Origin of the sequence: Caballeronia hypogeia (assembly GCF_001544875.2) — a bacterium.
GTDB lineage: Bacteria > Pseudomonadota > Gammaproteobacteria > Burkholderiales > Burkholderiaceae > Caballeronia > Caballeronia hypogeia.
Map to the genome: position 1 here is coordinate 376,979 of NZ_FCOA02000002.1, position 19,429 is coordinate 396,407.

Annotated in this window: 17 protein-coding genes; 12 read left to right on the forward strand and 5 right to left on the reverse strand. The window is 63.5% G+C overall.

The features are described from left to right. Positions 1–137 precede the first annotated feature (137 nt). The 8 genes from AWB79_RS04980 to AWB79_RS05015 all read left to right on the forward strand — a co-directional run bounded on the left by AWB79_RS04980 (position 138) and on the right by AWB79_RS05015 (position 9,411). Positions 138–1,424 carry a quaternary amine ABC transporter ATP-binding protein gene (locus AWB79_RS04980; protein ID WP_061166267.1) on the forward strand — a complete coding sequence of 429 codons (1,287 nt, stop codon included), beginning with the start codon at positions 138–140 and terminating at the stop codon, positions 1,422–1,424. Next, positions 1,421–2,311, forward strand: a complete 891-nt coding sequence (locus AWB79_RS04985) for an ABC transporter permease (RefSeq protein WP_061166268.1) — start codon at positions 1,421–1,423, stop codon at positions 2,309–2,311. Before AWB79_RS04980 ends, AWB79_RS04985 begins: the two co-directional genes overlap by 4 nt. Before the next feature lie 54 nt (positions 2,312–2,365). Continuing rightward, the gene (locus AWB79_RS04990; protein ID WP_061166269.1) at positions 2,366–3,247 is read left to right on the forward strand and encodes a glycine betaine ABC transporter substrate-binding protein; all 882 of its coding nucleotides are present in this window, start codon (positions 2,366–2,368) and stop codon (positions 3,245–3,247) included. 44 nt (positions 3,248–3,291) lie between these two features. Then, positions 3,292–4,587, forward strand: a complete 1,296-nt coding sequence (glyA, locus tag AWB79_RS04995) for a serine hydroxymethyltransferase (protein ID WP_061166270.1) — start codon at positions 3,292–3,294, stop codon at positions 4,585–4,587. A gap of 119 nt (positions 4,588–4,706) precedes the next feature. Next, complete coding sequence (locus AWB79_RS05000) at positions 4,707–6,038, forward strand: NAD(P)/FAD-dependent oxidoreductase (protein WP_061166271.1); 1,332 nt, start codon at positions 4,707–4,709, stop codon at positions 6,036–6,038. 17 nt (positions 6,039–6,055) lie between these two features. Beyond that, complete coding sequence (locus AWB79_RS05005; RefSeq protein ID WP_061166272.1) at positions 6,056–7,549, forward strand: aldehyde dehydrogenase; 1,494 nt, start codon at positions 6,056–6,058, stop codon at positions 7,547–7,549. 17 nt (positions 7,550–7,566) lie between these two features. Further along, a complete protein-coding gene (locus AWB79_RS05010) occupies positions 7,567–8,337 on the forward strand; it encodes a pyrroline-5-carboxylate reductase (protein WP_061166273.1) in 771 nt (256 codons plus the stop codon). Between the two features lie 72 nt (positions 8,338–8,409). Further along, complete coding sequence (locus AWB79_RS05015) at positions 8,410–9,411, forward strand: LysR family transcriptional regulator (protein WP_061166274.1); 1,002 nt, start codon at positions 8,410–8,412, stop codon at positions 9,409–9,411. Between the two features lie 13 nt (positions 9,412–9,424). Here the strand turns inward: AWB79_RS05015 and AWB79_RS05020 are convergent, their stop codons facing one another. After that, positions 9,425–10,129 (reverse strand): GntR family transcriptional regulator, encoded by a 705-nt coding sequence (locus AWB79_RS05020; RefSeq protein ID WP_061166275.1) that lies wholly within the window; start codon positions 10,127–10,129, stop codon positions 9,425–9,427. Between the two features lie 165 nt (positions 10,130–10,294). Between AWB79_RS05020 and AWB79_RS05025 the strand changes: the two genes are divergently transcribed. The 3 genes from AWB79_RS05025 to AWB79_RS05035 all read left to right on the forward strand — a co-directional run bounded on the left by AWB79_RS05025 (position 10,295) and on the right by AWB79_RS05035 (position 15,309). Next, positions 10,295–11,569, forward strand: coding sequence for a glucarate dehydratase family protein (locus AWB79_RS05025; protein WP_061166276.1), 1,275 nt, complete (start codon positions 10,295–10,297; stop codon positions 11,567–11,569). 39 nt (positions 11,570–11,608) lie between these two features. Continuing rightward, positions 11,609–12,928, forward strand: coding sequence for an MFS transporter (locus AWB79_RS05030; protein ID WP_061166277.1), 1,320 nt, complete (start codon positions 11,609–11,611; stop codon positions 12,926–12,928). Between the two features lie 62 nt (positions 12,929–12,990). Then, entirely contained in the window at positions 12,991–15,309 is a 2,319-nt protein-coding gene (locus AWB79_RS05035; RefSeq protein WP_061166481.1) for an FdhF/YdeP family oxidoreductase, read from the forward strand. Positions 15,310–15,317: 8 nt separating this feature from the next. On the opposite strand, the gene AWB79_RS05040 is transcribed toward AWB79_RS05035, so the two are convergent. From AWB79_RS05040 to AWB79_RS05055, 4 genes are all read right to left on the reverse strand, one after another. Continuing rightward, a complete protein-coding gene (locus AWB79_RS05040; RefSeq protein ID WP_061166278.1) occupies positions 15,318–15,902 on the reverse strand; it encodes a hemerythrin domain-containing protein in 585 nt (194 codons plus the stop codon). Between the two features lie 214 nt (positions 15,903–16,116). After that, on the reverse strand, positions 16,117–16,353 hold the full coding sequence (locus AWB79_RS05045) for a GMC oxidoreductase (protein ID WP_074169329.1): 237 nt from the start codon (positions 16,351–16,353) through the stop codon (positions 16,117–16,119). Positions 16,354–16,380: 27 nt separating this feature from the next. Further along, complete coding sequence (locus AWB79_RS05050) at positions 16,381–17,217, reverse strand: lipase family protein (protein WP_061166280.1); 837 nt, start codon at positions 17,215–17,217, stop codon at positions 16,381–16,383. Between the two features lie 182 nt (positions 17,218–17,399). After that, complete coding sequence (locus AWB79_RS05055; protein ID WP_061166482.1) at positions 17,400–18,080, reverse strand: dihydrofolate reductase family protein; 681 nt, start codon at positions 18,078–18,080, stop codon at positions 17,400–17,402. 119 nt (positions 18,081–18,199) lie between these two features. Here AWB79_RS05055 and AWB79_RS05060 point away from each other — a divergent pair, with 119 nt between their 5' ends. Then, positions 18,200–19,414 (forward strand): YeeE/YedE family protein, encoded by a 1,215-nt coding sequence (locus AWB79_RS05060; protein ID WP_061166281.1) that lies wholly within the window; start codon positions 18,200–18,202, stop codon positions 19,412–19,414. Positions 19,415–19,429: the final 15 nt, after the last annotated feature.

Sequence of the window (19,429 nt, forward strand, 5' to 3'; positions counted from 1 at the left end):
AAAATGTCGGTGGGTGATCGGAATTGGACAGGTACGCTTCATTCCATCGCAGTGAACGCCGGAATGCCCCGGCAGCGCCGATGCAGAGCGTCACTGCCAACCACTCCCTTTCTGAACCTGCTAGGTGGAATGACCCGATGATTCCCAACCTAACTCTCGCACCGAACGACGTCACGAATCCGCTGTCCTCGCAGTCCGGAACAGATTCGCTGGCAAAATCGGTTGCGGCATCCAGGACCGAGATTCTTACGGTCAAGAACCTTTCGAAAATTTTCGGCGCGAAGCCCGAGCGTGCTCAGGAACTCCTGAGGCAAGGTCTCGGCCGCAACGAAATCTTCGCGCAGACCGGCAACATGGTCGCGGTCGACGACGTGAGCCTCTCGGTCAACGCGGGCGAAATCTTCGTGATCATGGGCCTGTCGGGCTCGGGCAAATCGACGCTCGTGCGCCTGCTCAATCGCCTGATCGAGCCGACCTCGGGCCAGGTGATTCTCGAAGGCCGCGACATCGCGCCGATGAGCACGCCCGAACTGCGCGCGGTGCGCCGCGAGAAGATGGCGATGGTGTTTCAGTCCTTCGCGCTTCTGCCGAACCGCAGCGTGATCGACAACATCGCGTATGGCCTCGAAGTCGCGGGGAAGAAGAAGTCGGATCGCTATGAAACTGCGCGCGCCGCACTGACGCGCGTCGGTCTGGCTTCATACGAGAAGCTCTTGCCGAGCGAGCTGTCCGGCGGCATGCAGCAGCGCGTGGGTCTTGCGCGCGCGCTGGCCGTGAATCCGTCCGTGCTGCTGATGGACGAGGCGTTCTCCGCGCTCGATCCGCTGATCCGCTTCGAGATGCAGAACGAACTGCTGCGCCTGCAGAAGGAAGAGCAGCGCACCATCGTGTTCATCTCGCACGATATCGAAGAGGCGGTGAAGATCGGCGGGCGCATCGGCATCATGAAAGATGGCCGTCTGATTCAGGTGGGCACACCCGCGGAACTGATTCAGTCTCCCGCCGACGACTATGTGCGCGACTTCTTCCGCAACGTCGACGTGTCGCGCTTCCTCGAAGCATCGAGCCTGATGACGAAGGTCGAGCGCGGTCTGATCGCGTGCAACACGAGCGCGCCGTCCGAGCGCTATCTCAACACGCTGATCGACAGCGGCGCCGAGTGCGGCTATGTCTGCGATGAAGCGGGCCGCTATCAGGGCTGCGTGACGCCAGCGTCGCTGCACAAGAGCGGCAGCCGTCCGATCAGCGACGCATTGCTCAGCGATGTCGCGGCGGTGCCGCTCAACGCGGACCTGCATCAACTCGCGAATATCGCGCTCAGCCAGGAGCACGACGTTCCGGTCATCGACGAACAAGGCAGACTCGCGGGCGCGGTGTCCTGCCGTACGATTCTCAAGCAGGTTATGGAGCGGAGGGCCGCATGAATTCCGGAATCTTTGGACAGTTCGCCGAGAACGCAGTCAACTTTCTTTTCTCTCATTTTCGCGGCGGTTTCGACGCATTTTCGGCGGCGCTCGGCGCGGTCATCAAGGTGCTCGAGGATGGCCTCGGTGCGGTGCCGTTCATCGCGATGCTCGTGATTCTGATGGCGCTCGCGCTGTGGCGCCGTGGCGTGGTGTTCTCCGCGTTCGTCGGCGTGGCGCTGTATGCGATTCACTACATGGGCTTGTGGGAACAGACCGTTTCGACGCTCGCGCTGGTCATCGCGGCGACCTTCTTCAGTCTCGTGATCGGCGTGCCGCTCGGCATCTGGGGCGCGCGCAAGAAGCGTGTGGAAGTCGTGCTGCGCTCGCTGCTCGACTTCATGCAGACCATGCCCGCGTTCGTGTACCTGATTCCAGCCGTGATCCTGTTCGGTCTGGGACGCGTACCGGCCGTCATCGCGACGATCGTGTTCGCCATGCCGCCCGTCGTGCGCCTGACGACGCTCGGCATCAAGCAAGTGCGCGAAGAACTGCTCGAAGCCGGCCGTTCGTTCGGCAGCACCGATGCGCAACTGCTCTGGAAGATCCAGTTGCCCAACGCGCTGCCTTCGATCATGGCGGGCGTGAACCAGACGATCATGATGGCGCTCTCGATGGTGGTCGTCGCGTCGATGATCGGCGCGGGCGGGCTGGGCGAGTACGTGCTGAGCGGCATCCAGCGTCTGGATATCGGCATCGGCTTCGAAGGCGGTCTGGGCGTCGTGCTGCTCGCGATCATTCTCGACCGGCTGACGGAAAGCTTCGGCGTGAAGGCCAAGAAGGCGAAGAAGAAGGTTATCTCGACGCCGACAAAACCCGCGACGCCCGGCAAGACCGCGCAAACCTGAAATACAGAACGTCATATTCGTCCATACGCTCAAGTAGCCAATCCGGAGTCCAAAATGAATAGCAGCTTCATTCGCTCGTTGATCGTCAAGATAGCAGCGCCCGCAGTCGTGGCGTTCGGGGTCGCAACCGGCACGGTCGCAGCCGCCGAGCCGCTGAAGATCGCGGTCACCAACTGGGCCGACGTGCTCGCGGTCGCGAACGTCGCCAAGTACGTGCTCGAAACCAAGCTCCAGCAGCCGGTGCAGTTCGTTCAGGCGGATATCGGCATTCAGTATCAGGGCGTGGCGCGCGGCGATCTGGACATCATGGTCGGCGGCTGGCTGCCGGTGACGCACGGTCAGTACGTCGCACGGTACAAGGACAGTCTGGACGACGTCGGCATCATCTACACGGGCGGCAAGAATGGCTGGGCAGTGCCGGCTTATGTGCCCGAGTCGCAACTCTCGTCGATCGAAGACCTGAAGAAGCCCGAAGTGCAGAAGCAACTGAACGGCGTGATCCAGGGCATCGAGCCGGGCGGCGGTCTGATGCAGGCATCGGAGAAGACCATCAAGGCGTATGACTTGTCGGGTTACAAGCTGCAGTCCGCGAGCGAGGCCGGCATGCTCGCGTCGATCCAGCGTGCCTACGGATCGAAGCAATGGATCGTCGCGACCGTATGGAGCCCGCACTGGCTGTTCCAGAAGTGGCAGATGCGCTATCTGAAGGACCCGAAGGGCACGCTCGGCGGCGAAGAGCAGGTTCATGCTTTCGCATCGAAGCAGTTCGCGAAGAAGTTCCCGCGCGCCGACGTCTTCTTCAAGCATTACAAGCTGACGCTGGCGGATGTCGAATCGATCGAGTTCGAAGGCAACTCGACCAACGACTACGCGACGGCCGCGAAGAAATTCGTCGACGCGCATCCGGACAAAGTGAAGGCGTGGCTGGAGCAGTAATGCCCGGATAGAGCCGCATCGCCCGACACCTTCGGAGTATTTCCGTGAACGAGTATTCGCGCTTTTTCGGCGAAAGCCTGCAGAGTCACGATCCCGTCATCGCTTCGGAGATCGCGCTGGAGTTGCGCCGCCAGCAGACGCAGATCGAACTGATTGCCTCCGAAAACATCGTGTCATCGGCGGTGATGGAGGCGCAGGGCACCGTTCTGACGAACAAGTACGCGGAAGGTTATCCGTCGAAACGGTACTACGGCGGCTGCGAGCACGTGGATCGCATCGAGGCGCTCGCGATGGATCGGGTGAAGGCGCTGTTCGACGCCGAGTTCGCCAACGTGCAGCCGCATTCGGGCGCGCAGGCCAACGGCGCGGTGATGCTCGCGCTTCTGAAGCCGGGCGACACCGTGATGGGCATGTCGCTGGACGCGGGCGGTCATCTCACGCATGGCGCGCGTCCCGCGCTGTCGGGCAAATGGTTCAACGCGGTGCAGTACGGCGTGAACCCGGACACGCTGTGTATCGACTACGACGAGGTACGGCGCCTCGCGCAGACGCATCGGCCGCGGCTCATCATCGCGGGATATTCGGCTTATCCGCGTGCGCTCGATTTCGCGGCGTTCCGCGACATCGCGGACAGCGTCGGCGCGATGCTGATGGTGGACATGGCGCATATCGCGGGCATCGTCGCGGCGGGACGGCATCAGAATCCGGTGCCGTTCGCGGACGTGGTGACGTCGACCACGCACAAGACGCTGCGCGGCCCGCGCGGCGGCTTCATTCTGACGAATGACGCCGCCATTGCGAAGAAGATCGATTCGGCCGTCTTTCCGGGCTTGCAGGGCGGCGCGCTCATGCACGTGATCGCCGGCAAGGCGGTCGCCTTCGGCGAAGCGCTGCGGCCGGACTTCACCGCGTATATCGACCGCGTATTGCGCAACGCTCAGGTGCTCGGCCGCGTACTGCAGGCGGGCGGCCTGAGTCTCGTGACGGGCGGCACGGACAATCATCTGCTGCTCGTCGATCTGCGCGGCAAGCGCCTGACCGGAACGCAGGCGGAGAAGGCGCTTGAACGCGCGGGCATCACCTGCAACAAGAACGGCATCCCTTTCGACACCGAGAATCCGACGGTCACCTCGGGCATCCGCCTGGGCACGCCCGCCGCGACGACGCGCGGCTTCGGCGCGGTGCAGTTCGAGCAGATCGGCCAGATGATTCTGGACGTGCTCTCGGCGCTGGAACGCGATCCCGCTGGCGACGCGCAGGTCGAACGTTCGGTGCGCGCGCGGGTGCGCGATCTGTGCGGACATTTCCCCATTTATTTGCATGCGGAAGCGCTCGTCTGACGCGCCGTGTGTTTTTCAAACATATACTCAGTGAGTCGGTCATGAGCTTCGAAGGCGTACATACCTCCCTTGCGAAGACCGTCCCACCCTTGTTGCGCAACGCTCGGTAACTCACGCGCATGGCCTCGAAACAGGATTTCGTGCGGCTACCCGCACCGGATGGCGTCAACGGCTGGTGGGAAAGCCTGCCGTCGCCCGCGCCCGCGAACACCGCGACGGGCGATCATCGCTTCGACTTCGTGGTGGTCGGCGGCGGCATCACCGGCCTGTGCGCGGCGCGGCGGCTGGCGGAACTCGCGCCGGAGATGTCGGTGGCGCTGGTCGACGCCGATCGCATCGGGCGCTCGACGGCGGGACGCAACTCGGGCTTCTTCGTCGATCTGCCGCACGACATCAGCAGCGAAAGCTATTCGCGCAGCGTCGAAGCCGACAAGGCCGACGTGCGCTTGCAACGGCACGGCATCGACTATGTGCGCGAAACGGTGAAGCGGCACGGCATCGAATGTGACTGGCGCGACGACGGCAAGTACCACGCGTCGGTCAACAAGAAAGGCCACACGGCATTGACGCATTTCGCCGATGGCCTCGCCCGCATCGACGAGCCGTGCGAGTGGCTCGACGAAGCCGCTATCGGCCGCGTTACGGGCACGAGCTTTTACAAGAGCGCGCTGTTCACGCCGGGATGCAGCACGGTTCAACCCGCGGCGCTGATGCGCGGCCTCGCGGCGACGCAGCCGTCGAATGTGACGATCTTCGAGCTGAGCGCGGTGAAAGCAATGGACGGTCGCGGCCAGACGAAGGTGCTGAGCTTCGCGGCCGGCAGGATCGAGGCGAAGCAGGTGGTGCTCTGCACCAACGCGTATGCAGCCACCTTCGGCGGTCACCCGAACGGACTGTTGCCGGTCTATACGTTCGCGTCGATGTCGCGCGTGATGAACGACGACGAGATCACGCGGCTCGGCGGCGCGCATTCATGGGCGCTGATTCCCGCCGACCCGATGGGCACCACCGTGCGGCGCCTTGCGACCAATCGTATTTGCGTGCGCAACCACTTCGCATTCCGGCCGAACGTTTCGGTGTCGGCCGCCGATCTCGCGAAGGCGAGGCATCTGCATCAACGTTCGTTCGACCGGCGTTTTCCGATGCTCAAGGACGTCGAGCTGCAATACACGTGGGGCGGCGCGCTGTGTCTGACGGCGAACAACGGTGCGCTGTTCGGCAAGCGCGCGGACGGTGCGTTCGAAGCCATTGGCTGCAACGGGCTGGGACTGAGCCGCGGCTCGGCGGCGGGCAAACTGATCGCCGAACATGCGCTCGGGCAATCGAACGCGCTGATCGATCAACTGCTGCATCAGCCGCATCCGCGTTCGTTGCCGATTCGGCCGATCGCGGACGTCGCGGTTTCCGCGGCGATCTGGGTCAAGGAATTCTCGGCGGGCGCCGAGCTTTGAATCTGTGAGGACATGACATGACGACGCATCAGGAATGGCAGCGCCAGGCAGAACAGCTTTCGCTCGATGGCCGGGCTTTCATCGCCGGGCAACGTTGCAATGCGGCTTCGAATGAAACCTTCGCCACGCTGAATCCGTCGACGGGCAAGGTGCTCGCGGATATCGCGAAGTGCGACGCGAAGGATGTGGATCGCGCGGTCGGGGCGGCGCGCGAGGCGTTTGAATCGGGGGTGTGGTCGAAGGCCGCGCCGTCGCATAGAAAGGCCGTGCTGCAGCGCCTCGCTCAACTCATCGACGAACATGCCGAAGAGCTCGCGCTGCTCGAAGCGCTCGAAGCAGGCAAGCCGATCAGCGAATGCATGGGCCTCGACATTCCCGAGTCGGCCGCGTGCATCCGCTGGCACGCCGAAGTCACGGACAAGCGTTACGACGCACTCTCGCCTTCGGGTTCGAGCGTGGTGAGCATGATTACGCGCGAGCCGATCGGCGTGGTCGGCGCGGTGCTGCCGTGGAACTTTCCGGCGCTGATGCTCGCGTGGAAGATCGGGCCGGCGTTGTCGGTGGGCAATAGCGTCATCGTGAAACCGGCGGAGCAGACTTCGCTGTCGACCTTGCGCATCGCCGATCTCGCGCTGGAAGCGGGCTTGCCCTCCGGCGTCTTCAGCGTCGTGACGGGGTTCGGCGAAGGCGCGGGTCAGGCGCTCGGCGTGCACGTGGATGTCGATCTGATCGCGTTCACGGGTTCGACCGAAACCGGCAAGCGCTTCCTGCGCTATTCCGCCGACACGAACATGAAGCGCGTCGTGCTCGAATGCGGCGGCAAGAATCCGCAAGTCGTGCTGCCCGATGTCGCCAATCTCGACGCCGTGGCCGAACAGGCGGTCGCCGCCGCGTTCTGGAACATGGGCGAGAACTGCAGCGCGGGCTCGCGCATTCTGGTTCACAAGAGCCAGAAGGCCGAGTTGCTGCAAAAGATGCAGGCGGTGCTCGAAGGCTGGAAGACCGGCGATCCGCTCGATCCGGATGTCAGGCTCGGTTCGCTGATCGAAGAGGCGCATTACCGCAAGGTGCTGTCGCATATCGAGAAGGCGAAGGCCGAAGGCGCGCACGTTGCCGCCGGCGGCAACGCCACGCTGACGGAAACCGGCGGGTGGTTCGTCGAGCCGACCATCTTCGACAGCGTGACGCCCGAGATGAGCATCGCGCGCGAAGAGGTCTTTGGGCCGGTGGTGTGCTTTATCGAATATGCTGATATCGACGAGGCCGTGCGCATCGCGAACGACACGTGCTACGGACTCGCTGCATCGCTGTGGACCGATAATGTCAACAACGCGCACAAGGTGGCGGCGCGCATTCGCGCGGGCACCGTGACCGTGAACTGCTTCGGCGAAGGCGATCTGTCCACGCCCTTCGGCGGCTTCAAGCAGTCGGGCTTCGGCGGACGCGACAAATCGGTCTACGCGCACGATCAATACTGCGAGCTGAAGACGACCTGGCTGAAGCTCGACTGACCATCTGACGAGGCAACATGCGGATTGGATTCATCGGCGCCGGCGCGATCACGCGGGCCATCGTGACCGGCATGATCGACTTCGACGTGCCTTTCACGCGCGTCGCGCTCTCGCCGCGCAACGCGGAGATCGCGGCGAAACTGGCGGAACTCGACTCGCGCGTGGAGGTGTGCGAGAGCAATCAGGCCGTGCTCGATACATCGGATGTCGTGTGTCTCGCGGTCATCCCACAGATCGCGTCCGAAGTGTTGGGCGAACTCGAGTTCGATGCGCGGCATCACGTCATCAGTTTCATCGCAGGAATGTCTCTCGAGAAGATTGGTCAGCTCGTGCGCCGGTCGTCCGGCGTGACGCGCGCGGTGCCGCTGCCCGCCGTGGCGACGGGCAAGGGCAGCACGGCGATCTGCCCGCCCGACGACATCGCCAAAGCCCTGTTCGCGCCGCTAGGCGAAGCGGTCGAAGTGGCGGGCGAACATCAGTTCGACGCGCTGTCCGCCGTCACGGCGACGATGGCCAGCTTCTTCGCGCTGCTGGAGGAACAGGCGCAATGGCTCGTCGGGCAAGGCGTGCCGTATGCATCGGCTCGCTCGTTTTTGTCGGGCTATCATGTGGGGCTCGCGCATGAAACGACACAAGGCACGCAGCCTTTCGCCGACATGATCGGACATGCGAGCACGCCCGGCGGCCTCAACGAGCAACTGCACCGCGAACTGTCGGAACGAGGCACGTTTGCGCATTACGCGGAAGCGCTCGACAGGATCATGCGCCGCGTGCAAGGGCGCGGATGAGCGCGCGCCGGATTCGAAGAACAATCGATAATAGAAGCATCCGGCTTGCGAGCCCTCTGGAAGGTGATTCACATGCAGAAGAAACAGCAATTCGCCGACAGGCTTCTCGCGCAGATGCCCTCGTTGCGCGCGCTCCGATGCTTTGTCACGGCGGCGCGCTATGAAAGTTTCACGCAAGCCGCCGAAGTGCTGTGCGTCACGCAGGCCGCGGTCAGCCGCCAGATAAAGGAACTGGAGGACGCGCTCGAAGTCGCGTTGTTCGAGCGCACCGGAAGGCATATCTCACTGACGGATGCGGGCCGCATTCTCTACAACGCGTCGTATCTGTCGATCATGAACATCGCGGAGGCGGCGCAGGCGGTGCGGCGCGTCGATCGACATGCGCTGACCATCTGTATCTCGCATACGTTCTCGGCGCTGTGGCTCTCGTTCCGGCTGCCCGAATTTCGCCGGCGCTTTCCTGATATCCGCCTGCACGTGATGGTGACCGAGCACTTCATGGAACTCGACGAGCTCATGGAGCCCGATGTCATCATCACGAAGAATCCGCCGCGCGAAGCGGAGTACGAAGTCGAGCCGCTGTTTCACGACATCGTTTATCCGGTGTGCAGCGCGGCGTTTCACGAGCGCTATTTTCATGGGCGCGCGTTGAAGCCGCTCGATCTGCTCGCGCATCCCACGCTGAGCCTTTCGCTGCTGGGGCGCGCGCAAGTGTGCGAACACGTCGACTGGCGCGTGTGGAAGAACTGGTTCCAGCAAGGCGACGGCTCCGACCGCCTCGATCAGCACGACAAGCTGGAGAGCAATGACTATCGACTGCTGGTGGCGCAGGCGGAGGCGGGCGAGGGCACCTTGCTCGGCTGGCACCATCTCGTGCATCGGCAGGTCGAGCAGAAGAAGCTCGTGCGCCCGGTCGACGATGCGCTCGTGTTCCACGACCGTCACCACTATCTGTGCGCGCATCGCAATGCGAAGGCGCGCGCGGAATATCTCCAGTTCCGCGAGTGGCTCGACGAGGAAATCGCAACGATGATGCAAGGCTGGCCCGCGCCTCAGGCAAAGGCCATTGCCTGAGGTTTCGAGCCGCTCAGTGGTCGCTCAGAAACGTGGGATGGCGTGTGCGAATCTGATCGACCTGGCTGAGCGTGCCTGACAGATGCTTGCGTAACGCGGCGTCGGCGGCTTCCACGTCGCTTTTCTCGATGGCGTCGACGATCTCGGTGTGATCGCGCACCACCGCGCTGGTCTTGCCCTCGACCGGCAGATGCAGACGGCGCAGCCGGTCGATGTGCCCGCTCAGGCGGCGCACCAGATCCCACAACTGCGGCACGCCCGCGGCTTCGTACATCTGCCGGTGAAACGCGTGGTCGAGCAATGCAAACTGCTCGACGTCCTGCGGTTCCATGCATTCCATCTGTTCCGCAATCGTCGCGCGCAGCCGCGCGACCAGCGAAGCCTTGCGCGTCTGCGCGAGCGTACGCACGACTTCCAGTTCGATCGAGCGGCGCAGGAAGTGCGCCTGCAACGCCTGCGGCACGCTGATCTGGCTCACGACGGTGGCGTGCTGCGGAAAGATATCGACCAGCCCTTCCTCGCCGAGCCTGATCAGCGCGTCGCGCACCGGCGTCTGGCTGAGGCCATAGCGCGTCGCCAGTTCGGTGCGCGACAGCACCGTGCCCGGCTCCAGTTCGAGCGACACGATCATCTCGCGCAGCCGCTCGAACACTTGCGGCGCGGCATGCCGGGACCGGTCGAGGCGATGGATCGTGGCAGTGGATTCGGCGTTCTTCATGTTGGATCGAAAGCGAAAGGCGACTGAAACATTAGCACTATAGCCGCGCTTTGCCACGGCGGGCATGGGTTCGTGACGAAGAAAACTCAGCGTTAACCCGACTGACGCACTAATATATTAGTGCTTTACCATTCGGCTACTCTCGCTCTTTCCGGAACAATCGACATGACGCGCGCCATCACCATCACTCAGGTTCGAATCACTCCGATCGCATTCCGCGACGGCCCGCTCCTCAACGCCGCGGGCATTCACGAGCCTTGGGCGCTGCGTTCCATCGTCGAACTGGAGACGAGCGACGGGCGCGTCGGCATTTCCGAGACCTATGGCGACGAGCCGATGCTGCGCGTGCTGGAACAGGCCAGGGACCTCGTGATCGGCCTTTCGCCGTTCGATCTGAACCAGATGGAAGAGCGCGTGCGCGGGACGATCAAGGCAACGCCCGGCGCGATTGAATTCGAGCTCGCGCCGGGTTCGCACGCCGCGAAGAACGCGCCGAAGGTGATCAGCACGCTGGAAGTGGCGATGCTCGATCTGCAAGGTCAGATCATCGGCGCGCCGGTGGTCGATCTGCTCGGCGGCAAGGTGCGCGACGCCGTGCCCTATAGCGCGTATCTGTTCTTCAAGTACGCGGAGCACGTTGAGAAACCTTATGCGCCGGACGCGTGGGGCGAGGGCATCAGTCCCGAGCAGATCGTGGCGCAGGCGCAGCGCATGATCGACCTGTACGGTTTTCAGAGCATCAAGCTGAAGGGCGGCGTGTTCGAGCCCGCGCATGAAATCGCCTGCATGCAGGCGCTCGCGAAGGCATTCCCCGGCATGCCGCTGCGTCTCGATCCGAACGCGAACTGGACGCTGGAGACGAGCATCAAGGCCGCGCCCGCGCTCGATGAAATCCTCGAATACTACGAAGATCCGTGCCCCGGCCTCGAAGGCATGGCCGAACTGCAGAAGCATACGAAGCTGCCGCTCGCGACCAACATGGTCATCACGACGATGGACGACTTCCGTCGCGGCTGCAACATGGGTTCGATCAAGGTGCTGCTCTCCGATCATCACTACTGGGGCGGCTTGCGCGCCACGCAGACGCTCGCGCGCATGGCCAAGCTGTGGGGCTTCGGCATGTCGATGCACTCGAACTCGCATCTGGGCATCAGCCTGATGGCGATGACGCATGTCGCCGCAAGCGTGCCCAATCTCACCTACGCGTGCGACACGCATTACCCGTGGCAGGAAGAGGAAGTCATCAAGGGCGGGCGCGTGAAGTTCGATAACGGCTCCGTGCGCGTGCCGACGACGCCGGGTCTGGGCGTCGAACTCGATCGCGAGAAGCTCGCGGAACTGCACGAACAATATCTGTCGTGCGGCGTGCGCAATCGCGACGATCTCGCGCAAATGCGCAAGTATCAGCCGGAATTCACCGGCAAGAATCCGCGCTTCTGAGACCCATAACAAAACCACGCGCCGTCAGGAGACACCTTCATGAGCAGTTCCAGCGCGCTTTCGAGCGCCGTTCGCAAGATCAAGTGGCACGTGCTGCCGCTGTTCGTCGTGATGTTCGTCGTCAATTACATCGACCGGGTGAACATCGGTTTCGTGCGTCAGCATCTGAGCGCGGATCTGGGCATCGGCGCCGCGGCCTATGGGCTGGGCGCGGGGCTTTTCTTCGTCAGCTACGCGGTGTTCGAAGTGCCGTCGAACATGCTGCTGCAGCGTTTCGGCGCGAAGGCCTGGCTCACGCGCATCATGATCACGTGGGGGCTGGCTGCGGTCGGCATGGCCTTCGTGCAGGGCGAAACCTCGTTTTATGCGATGCGTCTTCTGCTCGGTGCGGCGGAGGCGGGCTTCTTCCCGGGCGTCGTGTTCTATTTCACGCAATGGCTGCCGCGCGATCAACGCGGCAAGGCAATGGCCATCTTCCTGAGCGGCTCGGCGCTTGCGTCCGTGTTCTCCGGCCCGATCTCGGGCGGGCTGATGCTGATCGAAGGCGCGGGCCTGCATGGCTGGCAGTGGATGTTCCTTATCGAAGGCATGGCCTCGGTGGTGCTGGCGGGCTTCGTGTGGTTCTGGCTCGATTCGAAGCCGCGCGATGCGAAGTGGCTCACGCGTGAAGAGCAGGATGCGCTCGTCGCCGAAATCGACAACGAGCAGCGTCAGCGCGATGCGGCGCATACGGTCAAGCCTTCCGCGTGGAGCCTGCTGCGCGATCCGCAGATCGTGATCTTCTGCCTGATCTATTTCTCGGTATCGTTGACCATCTACGGGGCGACCTTCTGGCTGCCGAGCATCATCCGCAAGATGGGGCATCTGAACGACTTCCAGGTCGGGCTGTTCAACTCCGTTCCCTGGCTGATCTCCATCGTCGCGATGTATCTGTTCGCCGGGCTGGCCGCGCGCTTCAAGTTCCAGCAGGCGTGGGTCGCGTGCGTGCTGCTGATCGCGGCGGCCGGCATGTACGCGGCCGGTCAGGGCGGACCGGTCTATTCGTTCATCGCGATCTGCTTCGCGGCGATCGGCTTCAAGGCGGCTTCGTCGTTGTTCTGGCCGATTCCGCAAGGTTATCTCGATGCGCGCATCGCGGCGCCCGTGCTTGCGCTGATCAACTCCATCGGCAATCTCGGCGGCTTCGTCGCGCCGGCAACCTTCGGCTTTCTCGAACAGAAGAGCGGCTCGATCCAGGGCGGCCTCACCGGTCTCGCACTGATGTCGGTAGTGGCGGCGGGTGTCGTGTTCTTCGCACGCATGACGCCGCGCGACGGTCGCGGCTCGCCCACCTTGCAGACGAAGAATAAAGGTGCCTGAAAGGGAATAGCGATTGCTCGCGCGTCTTCCAAGAATCAATCGAAACGCGCGAGGCAATGGTCATGGCCGAATCAGACACACACGTTCGAAGGAACGTCGCATATCCGTATTCGTCGGGTGGATGGGGCTCGCTCAAGGCCGTGACGGGCGCGCTCGTTCATGAAAAGGTGCCGCTCAGGGAAACCACCGTTCTGCTGAAGCAGAACAAGCCCGACGGCTTCGCCTGCGTCAGTTGTTCATGGGCCAAGCCCGCCGATCCGCACACCTTCGAGTTCTGCGAAAGCGGCGCGAAGGCGACCGCGTGGGACTTGACGGCCAGACGCATGACGCCGCAGTTCTTCGAGCTGCATACGGTGACTGAACTGTGCGCCTGGCACGATCACGATCTCGAAGATGCGGGGCGTCTCACCGCGCCCCTGCGCTATGACGCAGCGACCGACAAATACGTGAGCGTGAGCTGGGACGAGGCATTCGAGGACATCGGCCGCGAGTTGCGGGCGCTCGATCCGAAGCGCGTGTCGTTCTATGCTTCGGGGCGCGCATCGCTGGAAACGTCGTACATGTACCAGCTGTTCGCGCGCATGTACGGCACGAACAATCTTCCCGACAGCTCGAACATGTGTCACGAAAGCACGAGCGTCGGGCTGAAGGCGGCGATCGGCGCGGGCGTCGGCACGATCATGCTCGACGACTTCGAGAAGACCGATCTCATGTTCTTCTTCGGCCAGAACGTCGGGACCAACAGCCCGCGCATGCTGCATCAGTTGCAGGATGCGAGAAAGCGCGGCGTGCCGATCATCACCTTCAATCCGCTGCGGGAACCGGGGCTCATCAAGTTCGCCAATCCGCAATCGCCGGTCGAAATGGTGACGCCGGCGCATACGGTCATCAGCACGCAATATCATCAGGTGAAGACCGGCGGCGACACCGCCGCGATACTCGGCATCTGCAAGGCCGTGATTCACGCCGACGATCGCGCACGGGAACGCGGCGAGCCGCGCGTGCTCGACGTCGGGTTCATCGAAGAACACACGGTGGGCTTCGAGGCGTTCGCGGACTACGTGCGCGTCGCCTCATGGGACGACATCGAAAACGTGGCCGGCCTGCCGCGCGCGGATCTCGAAGCCGCCGCCGACGAATACATGCGCGCGAACGCGGTCATCGCGCACTACGGCATGGGCGTCACGCAGCACAGGCAGGGCGTGCAGACGGTCCGCATGCTGTGCAATCTGCTGTTTCTGCGCGGCAACGTGGGCAAGCCGGGCGCAGGACCCTCGCCGGTGCGCGGACATTCGAACGTGCAAGGGCAACGCACGGTAGGGATCACGGAGAAGCCGGAACTGGCGCCGCTCGACAAGCTCGCGAGCCAGTTCCGTTTCGAGCCGCCGCGCGAGAAGGGCATGAACATCGTCGAGACATTCGAGGCGATGATCGAAGGCAAGGTCGATGCGGTCATCAATCTCGGCGGCAATCTCGTGCGCTCGGTGCCGGATCGCGCGCGTACCGAGCCGGCGTGGCGCAAGCTGAAGCTCACCGTGAACATCGCGACGAAGCTCAATCGCAGTCACCTCGTGCATGGCGAGAAGTCGTATCTGCTGCCGTGCCTGAGCCGCATCGAAATCGATATGCAGGCAGGCGGCGCGCAAGCCGTATCGATGGAAGACAGCACCGGATGCATTCACGGCTCGCGCGGCGTGGCCGAGCCCGCGTCGGCGGATGCGCGCTCGGAGCCGTTCATCGTCGCGGAACTGGCAAGGCATACGCTCGGCGCGCAATCGACGGTCGACTGGCAACGCTGGCGCGACGACTATGCGCTCGTTCGCGATGAAATCGCCAGGACCTATCCCGAGACCTTTCACGACTTCAACGCGAGAATGTGGACGCCGGGCGGCTTCCCGCGTCATCTCCCGGTGCGCGAACGCAAGTGGGAAACTAAGAGCGGCCGCGCGGAATTCTTCGTGCCCGAGTCGCTCGGTGAAGACCCCGACATGCCCATGCGCGATGCGCGCGCGTTATGCCTCATGACGTTGCGCAGCGACAGCCAGTTCAACACGACGATCTATAACCACGACGACCGTTTTCGCGGCATTCACGGCGATCGCATGGTGATCCTCATGTGCGAGGCCGACATCGACCGACATGGCTTGAAGAAGGACGATCGCGTGACCTTGCAGACCATTTCGGACGATGGCTTCGAGCGCCGCGTGGCGGGCCTGCGCATTCAGCCTTACGATATTCCGCGCGGCTGCATCGGCGGATATTATCCGGAGTGCAATCCGCTGCTGCCGTTATGGCATTACGCGAAGGAAAGCAAGGTGCCGGGGGCGAAGTCGATCCCGGTGCATATCGTCGAGGTGAATGGCGTGCCGCGAGAATCCTGAACGGTGGATCACCATTGACGTCGAGCGCGGCGCGCGGAGGCGGGCCGCAGACAATGCGCGATCGCCAGCGCGCCGAGCGATATCAGCGCGATGGACGCGAGTGGGAACGTGCCGACCGTGTTCGCCGCGATCGCAGCGGGCCGATGTTTTGCAACCAGTTGCAGGCGACGCTTCGTCATGCGCTGGCCAAGCTCGCTCAATCGCGCGGCGAGCGCGCGTTCGGCGGTGGGCAGCAAGACGGTTTCCTCATCCGCGACATGATGCATGACCTCGCGCATGAGCTGCATGAAACGCGCGTCGTACGCGGCGTCTTGCGGCCCCATCGCGCGTAGTTTCGCGATGTCTTCGCGCATCTTGTCATGCTCGGGCTTGCTTTTCCTGAGGCGTTCGTCGCCCGGCATTGCATCGCTCAACGCGGGATAGAAGATTTCCTCTTCGAGTTGCGCGTGAATCTCCAGCGCCGTGCACGCCAGTTCAACGATGGCGCGCTTTCTCCACCACGGGGTGTCGATGTGATAACGATGAAACGCCGCCATCACATGCGTGTGATCCATGCGGATCATCGTCGTGATGGAGGGCGAGCAGGATGACATGTCCACGATGACTCTCCGGGGCAGGCAGTGTTACTGTGTTTGCAGGGAAATCGCCCGATTGTTTTTCTTGAAGCTTCATGCCGATCTCAGCAAGCCTCGTTCCGGTGCCAGTACGACGCCGACGCCAGGCGTCCGGTCTTCGACGTGCAACGCGCCGGCCCCGCGAATCAGGCGGGCGAGGGCACGCCGCCGACGCCCTGAATCCGCATGGGCACTATGCCGAATCCCTCGCATCCGCGAGGATCACGTCGCTCGCCTTTTCGCTGATCATGTAGACCGGCGTAACGATGAAGAATCCCGGAATGCGCGGGAACACCGATGCATCGACCACTCTGAGACCGCGCACGCCGCGCACGCCGCGCACGCCGCGCACGCGAACATTCGAATCGACGACGGCGTCGTTGTCGTCTTCGCGGCCCATCCGGTTGGTGCACGAGGCGTGGTGGCCCATGCGTTTTGCAAGTCGCTTCGCTACGGCTCAGAAGAACGCGCGCAGGTAGTTGATCGGGGCGTGATCGGCGAACTCGCGCACATGCACGTTGCCGCGGTGCAGTGCATAGTGCGCGAGGTAGCTTGCGCGCCCCGCGCGTTCGTCGTCGCTTATGAATTCGGGCGCCGGATCGACCACCAGTTCGCCTTCATGCGTGATGAAATGCGTTTCGCCGACATGGCGCCAGCCGGGAAAAGGCGGAAGCTTCGTTACGGCGTCACAGCAATCGACGATGCGCGTCGTTTTCACCGCGGACAGGCTGTCCACGAAAACCTGATCGCCCACGCGCGGCGAGCCGATGGTCACGAGCGTGACGTCCGGGAGCAGGCTCGCGAACAGCGTCGCGAGCGCGGCGCCCAGACTGTGACCGCACAGGATCAGCGTGCCGGACGTGGCTTGCCGCGCGCGCAGATAATCGTTGATTTGCGGCTGTAGCGAAAGGGTCGCGCGAGCGAAGCCGCGATGCACGCGGCCGTGCTGCCATGGCTCGAAGAAGAACGTGGCATCGATGAGCAGGTCTTCGGGCTTGTCGGGCTCCGTGCCGCGAAAGGCCAGCAGCGTGGTCCGGTCCGCCACGCGAAAGGCGCCGAAGGCCTGCGAGTCCGTTTCTGCCGAAGTGAACGGCGTGACGCCGGTGAAGCCCTGTGTCGCGAGCGCAGCCGTGAGCTTCGTCATCCCCTCGTCGTTCGCAATGTCGACGTAGGCGAGGCGGGCGGCCTCCGCCGCGAGCGGAACCGTCCCGACGACCTTAGACGCTTCGAACAGCGTGGGTCGCAGGCCCGGGTGCAGCAGAGCTTCCGAACTCGGATCGTAATCGATAGGCATGTCGGCTCGCTCCCGCCGGTCGCGCTGGTCGTATCGTGAGAACGTTTGCTAGATGAAAGTTAGAACAGGTTCATCACAAGTCAAGTAGCTTCGTACGCGCGGGCACGAGTTCTCGTATCGATTTGGATATCGAAATATATGCCCTTATTTAAGCAGCGAATGTATACAACGCGAGAGCACGACTAGTCCTTGCGCGTATAGCGCACCCATAGCACATCGTTGGCAAGCGTCTCGACCGATTCGAGTTTGAGATACGCAGGTTTCTTCCACTTGTCCATCGACACTTCGAACGACGACGTGTGCGCCTCGCGTCCGTCGACGAGCGGCACCAGCAGCACGCTCACTTCATCCGCGAGTCCTGCGTTGACGAACGCGCCCGACACATGACCGCCGCCTTCGACGATCAGCTTGCCGATCTTCAGTTCGCGTTCCAGCGTCTCGACGACGCGCGCCAGTTCAATATCGTCCTTGCCGCCGAACACATACGACGCGCCGATCGATTGCAGATACGCGAGGTAATCGTCCTCGACGCTTTCCGCGAGCACCTCGACGATATGCGATTCGAGCGCCGTCGCGCTCTTCCACGCGACACGTCCTTTCGGATCGATGGAAATGGCGTACTGGCTCGCATCGCGCCGCGCGAAATGATCGCTGCGCGGAATCGGGCTCTTCGCGAGCCCGCGCGGATAGCCGCGGTCCTTGCCGTGCGAGATTTCCTGCATCGTGACGCGGCCGCAGACCCACGCATCTGCCTTGAAGCGCGCGGCGGTGTCCTCATAGGTCGGCGACGCGAAGTCGAGGTTCCAGTTGTCGGTGAGACTGCGGCCATCGATCGACGACATCATGTGGCAAACGATATGCATGAGCGGCTCCGGGCGAAATGAACAGAATTCCTCCATCGTTGCAAGCTTCGTGCCGCCAGCGAGGCGCACGCAAATGCGCGAAAATACGAGGTTTTCCGCTTCTCCACTCGCAAAACGTCATGTCAGATTTCGCTACCTCCCTGCCGCGTCGCGCGGACATCAATCCCAGGCCGCTCGCCGTCGCCGCGCTCCTGATCGCGCTGGGGGCCGTTTATCTCGCGCAGAGCGTCGGCGCGCGTCAGGCCGCGCTCTATGTGGTCGGTGCGCTGCTCGGCGTCGCGCTCTATCACGCCGCGTTCGGCTTCACGTCGGCGTGGCGTGTGTTCATCGCCGATGGCCGCGGCGCCGGCCTGCGCGCGCAAATGCTAATGCTCGCGGTCGGCGTCGCGCTGTTCTTTCCCGCGCTCGCGGCGGGCTCCCTGTTCGGCATGCCCGTGACCGGGCTGGTTTCGCCCGCGGGCACCTCGGTGGTGGTGGGCGCATTCATCTTCGGCATCGGCATGCAACTGGGCGGCGGCTGCGCGTCCGGCACGCTGTACACGGTCGGCGGCGGCAGCACACGCATGATCGTGACGCTCGCCGCGTTCATCGCGGGTTCCGTCATCGCGACCGCGCACATGCCGTTCTGGACCGCGCTGCCGCAACTGCAGCCGATCTCGCTCGTCAAGACGCTCGGCGCGGGTCCCGCGCTCGCGCTCAACTGGATCGTGTTCGCGCTGATCGCGGCGCTCACGGTCGTCATCGAAAAGCGGCGTCACGGCAAGCTCGTCGCCGCGCACGTGCAGCCCGCGCACACCTCGCCGTGGCTGCACGGGCCGTGGCCGATGGTCGCCGGCGGCATCGCGCTCGCCGTGCTCAACTTCGCGACGCTCGCGCTTTCGGGCCGTCCGTGGGGCATCACGTCGGCGTTTGCGCTGTGGGGTGCGAAGGCGGCCGCCGTGCTCGGCGTGGATACCGCGAGCTGGCCGTACTGGATGACGAAAGCCAACGCCGCCGCGCTCGCCGCGCCGATCTCGCGGGACGTCACGTCCGTGATGGACATCGGCATCGTGCTCGGCGCGATGCTGGCCGCCGCGCTCGCGGGCCGCTACGCCCCCGCGTGGCGCGTTCCGCTGCGTTCGCTGATCGCGGCCGTCGTGGGCGGGCTGCTGCTGGGTTATGGCGCGCGTCTCGCGTATGGCTGCAACATCGGCGCGTACTTCAGCGGCATCGTGTCCGGCAGTCTGCACGGCTGGCTGTGGCTCGTCGCCGCGTTCTTCGGCAACGTGCTCGGCACGCGTTTGCGTCCGTTCTTCGGGCTCGAAGTAGAACGCGTGCGGCCGACGTCGTGCTGATGCGTCACATCGCGC